General features: G+C 45.0%; 18 protein-coding genes. All 18 read right to left on the bottom strand.

Annotated elements, in window-relative coordinates:
* Positions 1 to 9: 9 nt before the first annotated feature.
* The 18 genes from I579_RS04415 to I579_RS04330 are packed head-to-tail and all read right to left on the bottom strand — an operon-like array spanning position 10 to position 14046.
* Positions 10 to 1581, bottom strand: coding sequence for an acetaldehyde dehydrogenase (acetylating) (locus I579_RS04415; RefSeq protein ID WP_010754811.1), 1572 nt, complete (start codon positions 1579 to 1581; stop codon positions 10 to 12).
* 21 nt (positions 1582 to 1602) lie between these two features.
* A complete protein-coding gene (locus I579_RS13070) occupies positions 1603 to 2259 on the bottom strand; it encodes a BMC domain-containing protein (protein WP_010754812.1) in 657 nt (218 codons plus the stop codon).
* Positions 2260 to 2272: 13 nt separating this feature from the next.
* Positions 2273 to 2887 carry a cupin domain-containing protein gene (locus I579_RS04405; protein WP_010754813.1) on the bottom strand — a complete coding sequence of 205 codons (615 nt, stop codon included), beginning with the start codon at positions 2885 to 2887 and terminating at the stop codon, positions 2273 to 2275.
* A 15-nt stretch (positions 2888 to 2902) separates the two neighbouring features.
* Positions 2903 to 3166 carry a EutN/CcmL family microcompartment protein gene (locus I579_RS04400; protein ID WP_010754814.1) on the bottom strand — a complete coding sequence of 88 codons (264 nt, stop codon included), beginning with the start codon at positions 3164 to 3166 and terminating at the stop codon, positions 2903 to 2905.
* A complete protein-coding gene (locus tag I579_RS04395) occupies positions 3160 to 3459 on the bottom strand; it encodes a BMC domain-containing protein (RefSeq protein WP_010754815.1) in 300 nt (99 codons plus the stop codon). Before I579_RS04395 ends, I579_RS04400 begins: the two co-directional genes overlap by 7 nt.
* Positions 3460 to 3488: 29 nt before the next feature.
* Positions 3489 to 4331, bottom strand: a complete 843-nt coding sequence (eutJ, locus tag I579_RS04390) for an ethanolamine utilization protein EutJ (protein ID WP_010754816.1) — start codon at positions 4329 to 4331, stop codon at positions 3489 to 3491.
* A complete protein-coding gene (locus tag I579_RS04385) occupies positions 4328 to 4882 on the bottom strand; it encodes a hypothetical protein (RefSeq protein WP_010754817.1) in 555 nt (184 codons plus the stop codon). Before I579_RS04385 ends, eutJ begins: the two co-directional genes overlap by 4 nt.
* A complete protein-coding gene (locus tag I579_RS04380) occupies positions 4882 to 6021 on the bottom strand; it encodes a 1-propanol dehydrogenase PduQ (RefSeq protein WP_010754818.1) in 1140 nt (379 codons plus the stop codon). The genes I579_RS04385 and I579_RS04380 overlap by 1 nt, the downstream gene beginning before the upstream one ends.
* A 15-nt stretch (positions 6022 to 6036) precedes the next feature.
* A complete protein-coding gene (locus I579_RS04375; RefSeq protein ID WP_010754819.1) occupies positions 6037 to 6468 on the bottom strand; it encodes a EutP/PduV family microcompartment system protein in 432 nt (143 codons plus the stop codon).
* Entirely contained in the window at positions 6465 to 6809 is a 345-nt protein-coding gene (locus I579_RS04370; RefSeq protein WP_010754820.1) for a BMC domain-containing protein, read from the bottom strand. Before I579_RS04370 ends, I579_RS04375 begins: the two co-directional genes overlap by 4 nt.
* Before the next feature lie 19 nt (positions 6810 to 6828).
* The gene (gene cutD, locus I579_RS04365; RefSeq protein ID WP_010754821.1) at positions 6829 to 7779 is read right to left on the bottom strand and encodes a choline TMA-lyase-activating enzyme; all 951 of its coding nucleotides are present in this window, start codon (positions 7777 to 7779) and stop codon (positions 6829 to 6831) included.
* 24 nt (positions 7780 to 7803) lie between these two features.
* Complete coding sequence (gene cutC, locus I579_RS04360; protein ID WP_010754822.1) at positions 7804 to 10344, bottom strand: choline trimethylamine-lyase; 2541 nt, start codon at positions 10342 to 10344, stop codon at positions 7804 to 7806.
* 25 nt (positions 10345 to 10369) lie between these two features.
* Positions 10370 to 11803, bottom strand: coding sequence for an aldehyde dehydrogenase family protein (locus I579_RS04355; protein ID WP_010754823.1), 1434 nt, complete (start codon positions 11801 to 11803; stop codon positions 10370 to 10372).
* A gap of 16 nt (positions 11804 to 11819) precedes the next feature.
* Positions 11820 to 12125 (bottom strand): BMC domain-containing protein, encoded by a 306-nt coding sequence (locus I579_RS04350; protein ID WP_010754824.1) that lies wholly within the window; start codon positions 12123 to 12125, stop codon positions 11820 to 11822.
* Between the two features lie 17 nt (positions 12126 to 12142).
* Positions 12143 to 12439 carry a BMC domain-containing protein gene (locus I579_RS04345; protein ID WP_010754825.1) on the bottom strand — a complete coding sequence of 99 codons (297 nt, stop codon included), beginning with the start codon at positions 12437 to 12439 and terminating at the stop codon, positions 12143 to 12145.
* Between the two features lie 11 nt (positions 12440 to 12450).
* Positions 12451 to 12717 (bottom strand): hypothetical protein, encoded by a 267-nt coding sequence (locus tag I579_RS04340; RefSeq protein WP_233419258.1) that lies wholly within the window; start codon positions 12715 to 12717, stop codon positions 12451 to 12453.
* A gap of 19 nt (positions 12718 to 12736) precedes the next feature.
* A complete protein-coding gene (locus I579_RS04335; RefSeq protein WP_010754827.1) occupies positions 12737 to 13747 on the bottom strand; it encodes a DMT family transporter in 1011 nt (336 codons plus the stop codon).
* An 11-nt stretch (positions 13748 to 13758) separates the two neighbouring features.
* Positions 13759 to 14046: a BMC domain-containing protein gene (locus I579_RS04330; protein ID WP_010754828.1), complete on the bottom strand. Its 288-nt coding sequence runs from the start codon at positions 14044 to 14046 to the stop codon at positions 13759 to 13761.
* Positions 14047 to 14191 lie beyond the last annotated feature (145 nt).

Genomic DNA, 14191 nt, shown 5'->3' with positions numbered 1-14191 from the left:
ACCTTTCGTTCACTCATTCATCTGGGATAAGACTTTCCGGACAACCTCCGCAAGATTATCTAAGTCACTGCTAGAGAATTCATGATTTTTTTCTTCAAAGCTTTGTTGGATGCTAGCTGGGCTGGCTGTTGAGACACTGCAGGAAGACGTGGCTTTTGCACAGGCCTTTTCATCGATTCCCCCGTTTAATTCGGGATGTTGAAAACTCGTGTCATCCTGAACCAAGGTAGTAACATCCTTCAATCCATAAGCAACTTTCTTAATGTTTAACAGATGTTTCGGACTCACATTTTCAGAAACAGAGCTGCCACCAAACGTGCCACAGCCTAATGTAAATGAAATTGGTAAGCCGGTACTGATGCCTGTTCCGCCTTGGCTTCCTCCCGTATTCACCAAAATCCGGGAAGCTGGTTTAGCCGCAAATTTAAGGACGATGTCGCGATTGTTCGTGTGCAAGCTCATAGTATGCCCAATCCCATTTTGCAAGAGATCGATGCTTAGTTGACAAGCTTCTTCCCAATCATTCACCACGTAGAAGGCAAGTACAGTGGTTAATTTTTCATAGGACAAAGGATTGCCTTCACCTACACCTTTTTGTGCTCCAATTAACACTTTAACCGTGGCTGGCACGCTAAACCCAGCAGCTTCAGCAATAACTTGCGGTGAGCGACCAACAAATTTCGCATTCATCGCATGACCATTTTTGAATAAAAGCTGACAGACTTGATCCGTCTCTGCCGGAGTCATGAAGTAACCGCCTTGCTTTTCTAGCTCTCGTACGACTTCTTCCTTATTGCAAGTTTCGCAGATAATCGATTGTTCCGACGCGCAGATTGTCCCATTATCAAAAGTCTTGCTGGCAATGATTTTGGCTACTGCACTTTTGACATCCGCTGTGCGCTCGATGTATGCTGGTGAATTTCCTGCACCTACACCAATCGCTGGCTTACCTGAACTGTACGCCGCTTTGACCATGCCTGGTCCCCCAGTAGCGATAATCAAGCTGACTTCTTTTGCATGCATCAATTCATTCGTGGAGGCCATTGTTGGCGTAGAGACACAGCCAATGATGCCTTCAGGAGCACCGGCTGCCACTGCTGCCCGGGCTAACATATCCGCCGCTTTTTTAGTGCAATCTGCCGCAGCTGGATGCGGTGCAAAAACGATGGCGTTCCGGGCTTTCAATGCAATCATCGCCTTGAAAATAACCGTTGAAGTTGGATTGGTGGAAGGAACGATGCCCATTACCAAGCCAACTGGTTCTGCCACATCAAGCAGACCTTTAGTGGTATCTTCATTGATGATACCCACCGTTTTTTCATCCTTGATTTCTTCATAGAGTAAGGTCGCCGCCGCATGATTTTTGTAGGTTTTATCGGCAACTTTCCCAAACCCGGTCTCATCGACTGCCGCTTTCGCCAAGCAGACCGCAAACTTTTCCGCGGCTTCCTTCATAGCCTTAATGATGTCATCTACTTGTTCTTGCGTGTAAGTTGAAAAAGCAATGGCTGCTTTTTGACCGGCCCGGGCTAAATCCCGCGCTTCCTGAACAGAACATAAATCCTTGTCAAATTTATTCATTTTGATACTCCTCTACTTTTACTAGTTCTTATTAAAGTAGTCGATCAATGCTTCAATAAGTTTCTCTTTATTGGTTCGGTAAATGTCTTTTTTCGAAATTGGGAAATCGACTTGTTTTTTCGCCAGTTTTCGCAAGTCGATTACTTTCATTTCGGACAGGGCTGCATTGCTCTGCTCTCGATCGCCTATTTCTAACCAGTGTTGTAAATTAGCTTCCGTGGTTGCGAGGAGACTTTCTGTGGCCACAATCCCTGTGTCTTCTGGAACTAGTATGCTTGTTTGTTCCACTAAAGTCGTTGGTTGATGGTCACTTGTCGCGAGCACTTCTACAGCTTCTGTCTGAGTCTCTTTATCAAAAGTTTCCGCTTCTAAACCATCCTGCTCGCTCACTGGTTGCTCATAAGTCGAAGTCGTCAATAAACCACCGATGTTTTCCGCCGGCCGCGGAATCACATGCGTGGCATACAGCAAGTCACAACCCAAGTTTTCCACCGCGCTAGCAGCGGCCTCTACCGCTGTCTTCACAGCCGCCACATCGCCTACAATCGTGACCGTTACCAAGCCACCGCCAACCAACTCTTTTGACCACAAGCTCACTTCTGCGGTCTTTAACATGATATCGGCTGATTCAATAGCGCCAATTAATCCTTTTGTTTCCACTAATCCTAATGCTTGCATGACTTACTCCTTCCTATAAGAGGTCTGCCCAATTGGCTGGATAAGTCGCATAAAATATTTTGGCCTTATTCGGTGAGCCCCAGGTTACTCGACTATTTTTAGGGACAAACAATACATCCCCCGCTTCTGCCGTATAGGTGATGCCATCGATTGTCACCTGCAAGGTTCCTTCAATCACATAGTCAATCTCTTCATAAGTTAATTCCCAGTCAAAGGACGAATGATCGATTTCCAAGAAACCAGCGCTAATTTGTGATTCCTCTTGGCCAATCAACTCCTGACAATGCACATTGGCGTTAGGATTCCCTGTTTCAAAGACTGCCATTTTGACACTTTTTCCCTGAATGCTCTTTAAGCCATTGCTATGTTTTTTGCAGACATAAGGCAAGGACGGTTCTTGACTATCAGCTAATAGGGCACGTAGCATTGCTACAAAACCTTCTTTGGATAGCTGGTCCGGCAGACAAGCTGCAACCTCAGAGTAGTCTTGAGGTTGTAGTTCAATTTGGTAGGTAGCGGCTAGGTCTTTTGCCGAAGGAGTCACAATGGTATTCGAATCAATGCCGATTTGTTTCCTACCCATTTCGTGTGCTTGGATGATATCTTCCGCACAAATTAATTTTTTCATACCCTTGAATCCTTTCTAAACAGATTCACAACTTTCATCAATAATTCCAATAACCGCCGCATCAACTGGGATCGCATCATCCTCTAACATGCGTCGGGCGGCACTTCCGGTCGTGATTATGACTCGATCACCGATTCCCGCTCCGATGACATCGCAAACAATCATTCGTTCCCCATCACGAGAACCTCCGACTATTTCAGCAATCATCAGTTTCATGCCGTTCAATTTTTCTGCTTTTCTGGTCGCCCAGATATTATCAATCAGTCGCGCGGTCACCATTCTTTGTTTTTCTCTCTTCTTTTGATTTCCTCGATAGCGGCGAGCACTGATGCGGTGTCGCCGAATATCGCTAGCATAATCATATTTTGCGGGCAACTCCCACGAATATCTTCCACTGTCACTCCCACTGCTTTTTCGGCAATATCCGCGGCACAAACCATTTCAATGAGCTTTCCTTGGACCAGTCCAATCGCATCTGGGGCGTCCAATTCCGCTCTAGGACCTGAGCCTTTGCGACGATTTAAGATGGCGAGTGTTCCTTCACCGGGAGATTTGATAATTCTACACTCCATGATTTGTTCCTCCTACATCCTCGAATCCTTCAATCCAATGCTTCATCCGTACAACTCAAAGCAATGCCTAGAGGTGTCACAAACATGGGATTAATCGGTTTAAAAGTTGGAATACCTGTCTTCTTCTCAATGATGCCTTCAATGCCCGTTAAGCAAGTGGTCCCCCCTACTAGATACAGCCCGTCTACTTCATAACCGGCGACTTGTTCCAAGATAATCGTGGCAATTTTTTCAACGACTGGCTTTAACGTCACCAGTAATTCCTGATGGTGGGCTACATCTCGCTTGAACAACTCCGCTTCAGGAATTGACATCTTATACGCTCCGGCCGTCACCAAGGTCAAATGAGTGCCGCCAGTAGCTTCATCGGCTACTTTAATCACTTCACCGTCCTTGATGATAGAAATCCCCGTCGTACCACCACCGATGTCCACCACTGCGCCATTTTGAATATCGAGCACTTGGTTCGCCGCAGTTGGCTCATCCAATAAATTCGTCAATTCAAAGCCAGCACTTTGGACAACATTTTTGATGGCACCACTATCTAAGGCATCCGTTCCCGGAGGAATCGCTGCGGCAGCATAACGCAATTCTGTTTGCAACTTGCTTTCTATCTCTTCTTTCAGTTCACGAACTATCGTGACCGCTCCGATGTAATCAACTACCATTCCATCTCGTACCACGTCCGCATATCGGTAAGCACCGGCAACCGGCTGACCTTCTTCATCCAACACGGCTAGAACAATGCAGGCGGTCCCTAAATCCACCCCGGTAAAATACTGGCCACTTTTACTAGGTCGAGGGCTCTTGATTACGGTTTCAAAACGAGCAACCAATTCATTACAAGTCTCAATTTCCAACACGTCTATCATTCATTTGCTCCTATCAATTGTTCTTTTTCTCTTTCGATTAGCTGTATCAAGTGGATTACTTGTTGCCGTTGTTTATCCGTTACTCGCGCCATTAACAGTTGCGCATAGACTTGGCTCCGTTGCAATTTGATCAAAATTTTCCCTTGTGGCGTTACTAAATCTGCTGTCGTTAATTGGCTCCAGTCACACTCAGACTCTTCTTCGAAACCTTCCAGCTCTTCTTCTTGTTCGATTGCAGCAGGCAACTCGGCAAGTTTAAAAATCCGCTGAGCGACTTTCAAATCAATTGCTTGCGCTTTTAGCCCCGCCGCTTGTAATTCCAAAGTCAAGAGTTGAAACGTGGCCTGCAAGGTCGCTTCTGCTAGTCGCGTGTCTCCCAAGTTAGAAGTGCTAGCAGTGTCAGCTTCTTTACCGGAAAGAATCTTGATTTGATGATCCAGGAGATACTGTCGTGCCCCCGGGGTCAGTCGACTTTCTGCACTAACGTAAAAGGTTTCCAAGGGTGTTTGCCGATGTTTCTGCTGAATTTCTTGCTCCGTAATGAAATGCATCAGTAACCACCTCGCCAAATTCTCCGATACAAATCTTCAAGTTCGATTTGTGTAGGAACCCGAGGATTGGTTAATGTACACGTATCCTTCATGGCTGCTTGCGCCATTTCAGGGATTGCTTGCATAAACTCTTCCTCGTCGATACCTATTTCGGTGATTGAACTAGGAATAGCCATTTGTTTGGCTAAGCGCTGAATGCCCGCAACTAACAAAGTCACGGAAGATTTTTCGGTACCTCCATGAATGCCCAGTAGGTTTGCCGCTTGCGCATATTTAGTTAAACAAGGCTGTTCTTTCGTTTCATTGAGTCCGGCGTTATAAGCAATCACATAAGGTAAAAGGACCGCATTTGCCCGTCCATGAGGAATATGGAATCGGCCCCCTAATGCATGAGCAAGGCTGTGACAAATGCCCAATGAGGCTTCGCTAAAGGCCATCCCCGCTAAGCAAGAGGCATTATGGACTTTGGCGCGCAACGCCTCATTTTGTCCATCACGATAGACTTTCACTAAGTCTTGCCAGATGATTCCCATGGCCTTTTCCCCACAAGCATCCGTGAAATCGGTCGCCTGAGTGGAGACATAGGCTTCTAATGTATGGGTCAAAACATCCATTCCCGTATCGGCCGTCACACTGCTAGGAACGCTCATAGTAAAGACGGGATCTAAGATGGCAAACTCCGGCGTCATCGCATCGTCAACCAAAGCAAATTTGCTATGATTTGCAGGATCCGAAATGACCGCAAAGGAGGTTACCTCACTACCCGTACCACTGGTGGTTGGAATCGCAATCATCTGTACTGTGGCTTTCTCGATTCCTTGGGTATAAATTTGGCGTACTGCTTTTGCCGTATCCAAGGCTGAACCGCCACCTAGAGCAATGATGGTATCCGGCTCGCAGACTACTGCTTGGGCTACCCCTTTTGCAACGACGTCAATCGTTGGATCCGGCACCACCTCCGAAAATACTAGGTAGCTGCGTTGACTAGCATCTAACAGGTCTGTAACCAAGGCCACTTTCCCTGAACTTGCCATGAAGGGATCACAAATCACCAATATTCGTTGACCAATAAGGGACGGAATTTCGGTGATACTCTGCTCTCCTGTAAAAATTTTCGTCGGCATTTTAAAACTTCCCATTTTCTCGCCTCCTCTCTACTGTAAATATTTCTTTAGTTCTTTTATTGCTTGCGGATCTGCTAAGTCTACACAGATGATTTTTTCAGTAATCCCGCAAGCTAATAGCTGTTCCTTTGCCTGAAACAGCGCACTTTGTTCACATGACTCAAAAAAAGTCACCACGCCAAGAATCGGAATCCGAAAAGCCTTAGCAAAATTAGGAGGATAACTTCTCCTAGTCGCTGTTACTGGCTGAAGGAAAAGACCATTTTTGGCTGATTGCTGCAAAGCAATCACATGCTTATGCATCCAAGGACTTTCTAGGTAACTATCCGGTACGATAATTGTTTGATCGTAATAGACGATATTGGCCACCCGTCGCAAAGAAGTAGGGCTGTTTTCTAGAGCTTGCGCGATTACATGCTTGCTACTATTACGAGGGCCGACTAGTAAGGTTCGTTGCTTCATGTGCGCGTCACAGGGACTACTTCAAAGTGCAACGTCTCTTTAAAGGCGCGTAAGACTTCTGCTAGGGCAACTTCCACACTTTGAACATCTCCGGTGATTACCACCGAGCCAGTGAAGCGATCGAGAAACCCAATCATGACATCTGCTGATTTGGCCGCCGTGTCTGCGGCAATCAGTGCCGTTTCAAAGGGTGAAACGGTCAAAATACCAATCGCACCAGTAGCCTCAATTCCTAAAGACTGGTAAATGTCTGTCACGGGTGAAGCAATCACATGGGCCAGAGTAATCTGCTTGCCGGGAACCGATTCTTCAATTATGCGTTGTCCCATTATTTCCCCCATTGACTATGCTCTCCCCTTCTTAGTGACGTACTACCCGTACCGGAAAATCGTATTCCCTTATCCAGGCTTCAATTTGATTTAGCTCTGCATCAGATAAACTAGGATCTCCTTCCACTGGATAGTCGATTCCTAATTGACCATATTTGTTGACTCCTAATTTGTGGTAGGGCAATAAATCAATTCCTTTAAAGTTTGGCAAATCTTTGTACGGCATCAAAAAACTGATGATTTGCTGAATTTCTTGCTGACTATCATTAATCAGCTTTAACATTGGCATCCGAATCTGTACTTGATGGCCTCGTTGCAGTAATTCTTGTAAGTTCTCCAAGATTTTTTCATTACTAATACCCGTCAATTCATTGTGGCGCACAGGATCCATGTGTTTCATGTCGTACAAAAACAAGTCAATGTAATCTGCTATTTCCAATAGTTTGTTCAAACGCAAATGGCCACATGTTTCCACGGCTGTGTTTAACCCATCCGCTTTACAAGCACTTAACAAGGCTAATGCTGCTTCCGGTTGCGCCAAGCATTCGCCTCCGCTCAAGGTGACACCGCCACCAGACATCTCATAAAACGCATCATCTTCATGAATGACCGCCATCAAATCAGAGATTGTCCGAATTTGACCCGTGATGTTCAAGGCTGTCATGGGGCAAACTTCCACACATTTTTGACAACCATTACATGCACGATCGCGGTGGACTTGGTGATGTCCTTGGGCATCCATATAATGAATACCCATCGGACATGCTTCCACGCAAGCACCACAATCATTGCAAATACTTTGTTGGTACATCACTTCAAATTTGCGATTAATTCCTTCAGGATTGGCACACCATTGGCAACGTAACGGGCATCCTTTGAAAAAAACGATGGTTCGAATTCCGGGACCGTCATACAGACTGTATTTCTGAACATTAAAAACCATGGCCTGCCGTTCAATTCGTTCTTTTTTCACCATAACCATTCGTTTTCATCTCCAGATTCTCTTTTAAAATTTCGTCAGCATCGTCCGACTGATGATTTCATCTTGAACATCCTTGCAAAGTTCAACAAAGAAGGCACTATACCCAGCCACTCGAACAATTAAATCACGGTATTGTTCTGGATGTTTTTGTGCTTCAATTAGGGTTTCATTGTCCAAGTAGTTAAACTGCATTTCCCCATTTCCTAAATGACAAGCAGTTTTCAACAAGGTGATCAAACTTTCTTCTCCTTCTGGTGTATCCAACATGCCAGCCATGATCTTAAAGTTGTGCACCATCCCAATGTTCATGGTATCATTGGACATTTTTGAAATTGATTTGATAATCGCTGTCGGCCCCTTGTAGTCAGCGCCTTGGGTTGGACTAATCCCATCTGATAATGGCACCCACGCCTTCCGACCATTGGCAGAAGCCCCGGTCATTTGACCAAATGGTGTATTGTTCGAAATCGACAACGTACCATGGCTTAAAACAGAGTACAGTGTTTTATACTTACGGTGTTCCGATTCGGTGAAACAAATCAAGTCAGCGGCAATCAAATCGGCGTAGTCATCGTCATTCCCGTATTTAGGTGCTTTGAGGCAATCCGTACGAATTTGGTCGTAGCCTTCAAAATCAGCTTTCAATGCTTCGTTTAATTGCTGTAAGGTGTATTTCTTTTCATCGAAGACCAATTTCTTAATCGCTGCCATGGAATCCGCATAGGTTGCTAAGCCAGACCAAACTACTCCTGGTCCGAAGTTATACATCGCACCACCGGAAGAAACGTCTTTCCCTTTTTCCATACACCCTTCATACATGATTGACATCAATGGTTTCGGTGCTAAATCCCGGTGAACTCGTTGCGAAATCACCGTTGCCACATCCGTCCATTTGGTAATGTATTTGATTTCGGCTTTAACTGCTTCTTCAAATTGTTCATAGGTAGTGAAGCGGTCCAAGGCCCCCATATCCGGGCAAACTTGCTTGCCGTACCACAGTGGTACCCCGTGATTCATCACTAGTTCAATACAGATTGGCCATTGGGTATACGCAGTGGACGTCCATTGGTAAAGTCGTCCAGATTTTTGTGGTTCCACACAACCCATTAAGCAATAGTCTCGGGCATCTTCCATGGAAACCCCTTTAGCCAACATCATTTTGATATGAGTATCGTCAAAGTGACATGCTGGGAAGCCCATACCAGCTCGAACAACGTCAACAATTTTCTTCAAATACGCTCGTGGTGAGTGGGCATGAATTCGACAAGCCAGTGAAGGTTGGTACACTTTAACGTGACGCACTGCATCCATCAAAAGGTAGGTCAATTCATTTGTTGCATCCCGACCTTGACGAGTCACCCCACCGACACACATATTGACGAATGGCTGATATCCCGCAAAGAATTTTGAGCCACCTTCTGAGGTGATCCACATCATTTCTGACATTTTAATCAACATACATCCAGCTAATTCAAAAGCTTGGTATTGGTTCATCCGGCCTTGCTCTAAGTCCGCTTTAAAGTATTCGTACATGTATTGGTCCACACGGCCGATAGACATCCCTGTTTGATTTTCTTCTACAACAAGCAAGGATTCGATGGTCCAAACTGCTTGAATTGCTTCCCAAAATGTATCTGGTTTATGAGCGGGAACTTTCGCATTGACCTTCGCAATCATTTGCAATTCAGCTTTACGTTTTGGATCGCTTTCTTTCATTGCCAATTCGGCTGCGTATTCTGACATGCGGCGAGCGTAAATCATAACGCCTTCTGTGGTATCAATGATCGATTTGTAGAAGTAAATTTTCTCGATATCATCTGGATTTTCATAATCCAAAGATTCCAAGTGTTCTTTCGCTTCATTTTGAATATCGATCATGCCTTTTTTCATTAAGATGACGTCGTAGCCTGGATTAGAGTCCCCACCACCGTTGATGGCATGGTACGAGCAATCAGAAACAAAAGACTCTCCGGATAGTTCCCAAACCCCAGCTTCTCGGTATTGGTCTTCACAGTACTCGTCGACTGATTTTCCGGCCCAGAATGGGAATAATTCTTCTCGCATAATCCGCTTGTCTTCATCAGAAATATAAAATGGATCTTGTGCCCGGGTGCCGATTGTATCGATTTCATCTTCCATCCAGCGCCAAGCAATATCTGGTGAAAAAGCGCCGGCCCGCGGTTTGCCATTTGGTGCCCCAACGATTAGTTCGTGGTCTTGGATAACCAAAGGTGCGGTTTCACAGCAGTAGCGGAAGCATTTCGCCCGCAAAAGAATTTTCGGCATCCCCGGATTTTCTTTCGCAATTTTCGTAATGGCCCGTGCCCGATAAGTGGTAATGGACGGCACTTGCGTCAAATAATTGTCTTTCAAAGCTCGTAAACGTGGTGTAATCCCATCAGGAATGCCACTAAATTCTTCTGTGACTAATCTTTCGGTAGTCGGTACTTCTTTGGTCACTTCGTCAGATACCGAAGCAAACATCTTCATTAACGCTTGCCGTTCTTCGTAGCTTAATTCTTTCGTAGCTTCAGCTAATTTTGCTGAAAATTCGTTAATGTCCATTTGAATCCCTCGCTTCTAATCATGATTAATCAATAATTTTCCTTACTATTTTTTCCAGTAATTCCCACTCTGTGAATGCTGTGGTGACAGGAATTGCAGGCTGCTCTTTGACCTTGGTATAGCCAATGGCCCGTTGATAGGTCAAATCAAATGCCGTAATATTTTTCGCCGTATAACCTCGACCAGTCGTCAACCCGCCCAAGATTAGCGATACAGGCAAAGTTGAGTCCAAGCCGACACTGGTAAAACTTGCCGGTCCATTTACAATCATGCGGCCTACTGGTTTTTTCAGTGCAAATTCTTGGATTACGGCTTGATTGTGGGAATGAATCGCTAAAGTATGCCCTGTTTCTTTTTCTCTTAATAATTCCAGACATTTTTCACAAGCATGAATCCAATCTGGCTCTAAGTAAAAGGTCAAAATCGGACACTTTAATTCAGTAGCAAATGGATTTTCATCAAAGATATAGGGTTGCTCTGACACCAAAACCTGTGTCGTATCGGAAACAGTGAAGCCCGCTCTTTTGGCTAGCTCCGAGGCTGCTTGACCAATACACAAAGGATTGACTTGGTTTTTTCCCACAAATAAGAATTGAATTAACTGTTGCTCCTCTTGCTCATTCATAAAATAAGCACCGGCTTGGCTCAGCTCTTCTTTCAATTGGCCAGCAATCACACCTTCTGCAATCACAAATTGCTCGGCTGCCGGCAATAAGCCATTGTCAAACCCTCGACTCGTTACAATGGCCTTGGCAGCTTCTTTCAAATCAGCAGAACGCTCAATGAAAACCGGGGTCCCACCAGTGCCCCCATAAATTAATGGCTTGTTGCTACTTTCTAATAAAGTGAACAACTCCGGACATCCCAATGCCAAGATCAGCGCAACAGCTGGATGACAGCTCAAGGCTTTTATGCCCGCCTCCGTTGAAGTTTGCAAATAACTAAGCGCACCAGCCGGTAAGCCGGTAGACTCCGACAAGGAAGCAAGCTTTGTAAACATGTGGGCCACGGCCGCTTCTGTATGACTTTGTGGCACTAAAATTACTGCGTTGCCGGCCTTTAATGCGATTAAAGCAGCATATAAACCGTTTATAATCATGTTTTCTCGAGGCAAGATGACTGCCACTACCCCTAAGGAAACTCCGATTGTTTTAGGCCCAGACTGATCTTGATTTGCTAAAATCCCCACCACTTGTTCCGTCAATAATGGTTCTTTTAATTGACTGAAAAAGATCTTGGCAAACTGAACTTTGTCTTCGCGACACCCGGTATGGCGTACGCCTAACTCTGAATCAATCAATTCAGGAATTTCTGGCAAAAGCTGCGAAAAAAATGCCTCTACTATTCGATCCAGGTCTTTTTGATCGTATTCTTGCAACAGAGTATGAGCATCCCGGGCCGATTCTACGAGAATCCGCGCCTCTTGAATGGATTGAAGATCTTGATCTACAAATAGCATCGTGCCCACCCCCTCTTTATTCTGGTAACAGATTTTCTAATGAATAGCGTGTAATGATTTTTCCCAGATCAAAATGTGGGCTAGGAATTACCACTGAGCTGTAGACCTCTTCTCCCATGGCTTCCACGGCCGCCACTCCGACTTCCACTGCGGTTTTACACGCAGCCACATCCCCTTTTACGATGACGGAAATATAGCCGGATGCGACATTTTCATAGCCCACTAAGTCGACGTCTGCCGCTTTGCACATGGCATCTGCCGCTTCTAATACAAAAACTAGGCCAAAGGTTTCAATCGCCCCGATTGCTTCGTAAGTTTTCATGTTTTCCCTCCAGGTTCTTATAGATCGATGTCATGAACAGAAACGATGTCCCCTACTTCTGCAATCGGTCGGGGCATTACATTCTGTGCGGTCAGTTTACCGATAGCTTCGGCAGCGCGGGCCCCAGCAGCTACGGAAGCTTCCACAGCCGCTACATCCCCTTTAATCATCACGGTAACCAAGGTTGAGCCGATATTTTCGTATGAAATCAATTCAACATTGGCGGCTTTTAGCATTTCATCAGCCGCTTTTAGGGCTGGAACTAAGCCTAGAGTTTCGACCAAACCGAGTGCCTCTTCACCTCTATATCTCATCGCGTGGCCTCCTAATTTCTGCGATACTTCTGATCTACGTATTTGTCTACTGTGTGACGCCCATCTTCTGTGATGGCATAATGCATGACCAAATTATCTTTTTCATCCAAGTTATAACTGGACATCTCCACTAAGCCGTTAGCTTCTAAGGCTAGTAAATGATCCAGATACATTTTTGAATTGAACTGTTTTTCATTTCCGTAATCTGCTCGTAAAGCATCCATAACGGAGTCCACATTGACAGTCTTTTCATCGTACATTTGGTTAAGTACAGCCATTCTGCTTGGTAATAGCATTTTATGCATCTCCTTTTCTAAACAAATCTAAAGGATTCATGGTTACGATAATCGCACCTAAGACAATCACCACAGAACCAACAACAATCGTTGGGGTCAAGGTTTGGCCTAGGAACAAGACACAGAATAAAACACCCCAGAATGCATACGTAACGTTTAAGGACATCCCAATGGCACAACCAACCATTGAATTGGCTTTGTACCAACAAACGAAGGAAACTGCAGCGCTTAACCCGGATAAAATCAACCATAAGATTGGTGTACCTGCGGCTAAAGTCCCACCTAATAAGTTCATGCCCCCAACTAATGGAACAATCAAAATCAAAACGACCAAGCCGGAGATCAACTCTCGCAAGTTCACCGCCACATCGGTATCGATCATTGCACCACCGAAACTGGAGAATACTCCTTCTAAGCCCCAGGCAATCGCTGCAATCAAAGCACAAATAATGCCTAAGGTGAAGTTTGGTGCGCCTTCTGGTTTAACAAAATTGATAATAATCGCACCGAACACACACAGCACCATGCCAAACACCACACGTTTTGTCGGTCTTTGCTTCAAAAAGATCCAGGCAAATAAGGCCCCAAACAGGCTACAAGTAGCAGAGATTGGAATTGCGTATGCCCCTGCCATAGCTAAACCAATCAAGTACGCCCCATTGGCAATCGGTCCACCTAATAAGAAACCAATGACTAGCATTTGACCAGGTTTCGTTTTCAAAGTACGTAGTAATTCTTTCAAACGCCCTTGTTTTGCGTTATAGATTAATAGCCAAATACCCGCGAACAGATCATTTAGGCCGGAGCAAACAAATGGTGCCGCTAAAAAGCCGGCTGCACTAACCAAAGGATCAAAACCACTGGCCACCATTACTAACGTCGAATAGATACCGTAAGTTAAGCCGGAGATTAGCCCATTGGCGATTCCCGAGATGCGGAATTTTTTTCCAACGGCATTCATCTTTGTTTCAGCAGATACTTGAGTTTGAAGTACACTTTTATCGCTATTCATAGGTTTTCCCCTTATTCTTTAACTGAAGTATGTGGCAAGATGCTTTCCACTTCACTATGTGGTCGTGGAATCACATGAACCGATAACAACTCGCCCACACGTTGGGCTGCCGCAGCTCCAGCATCCGTCGCTGCTTTCACAGCGCCTACATCGCCTCGTACCATTACGGTTACAATGCCACCGCCAACTAGTTCTTTACCAATCAGTGAAACATTAGCTGCTTTCACCATGGCATCTGCTGCTTCGATGGATCCTACCAAACCTTTTGTTTCCACCATACCTAGCGCATCGAATTTCATATAATTATTCCTCCTGTTTTGCTACCATACTGTAGCGTTTTTTTATGCACATTTACTATAAGCTTGTCCCTTATGGTGGAGGTCAATAGGAAAACAAAAAAATATTGTGCAATAGAACACAATCTAACGTGTAATACACCCCGAT

This window comes from Enterococcus asini ATCC 700915, from assembly GCF_000407365.1.
Lineage (GTDB): Bacteria > Bacillota > Bacilli > Lactobacillales > Enterococcaceae > Enterococcus_C > Enterococcus_C asini.
This window is presented reverse-complemented; position numbering and strand designations above follow the sequence as displayed.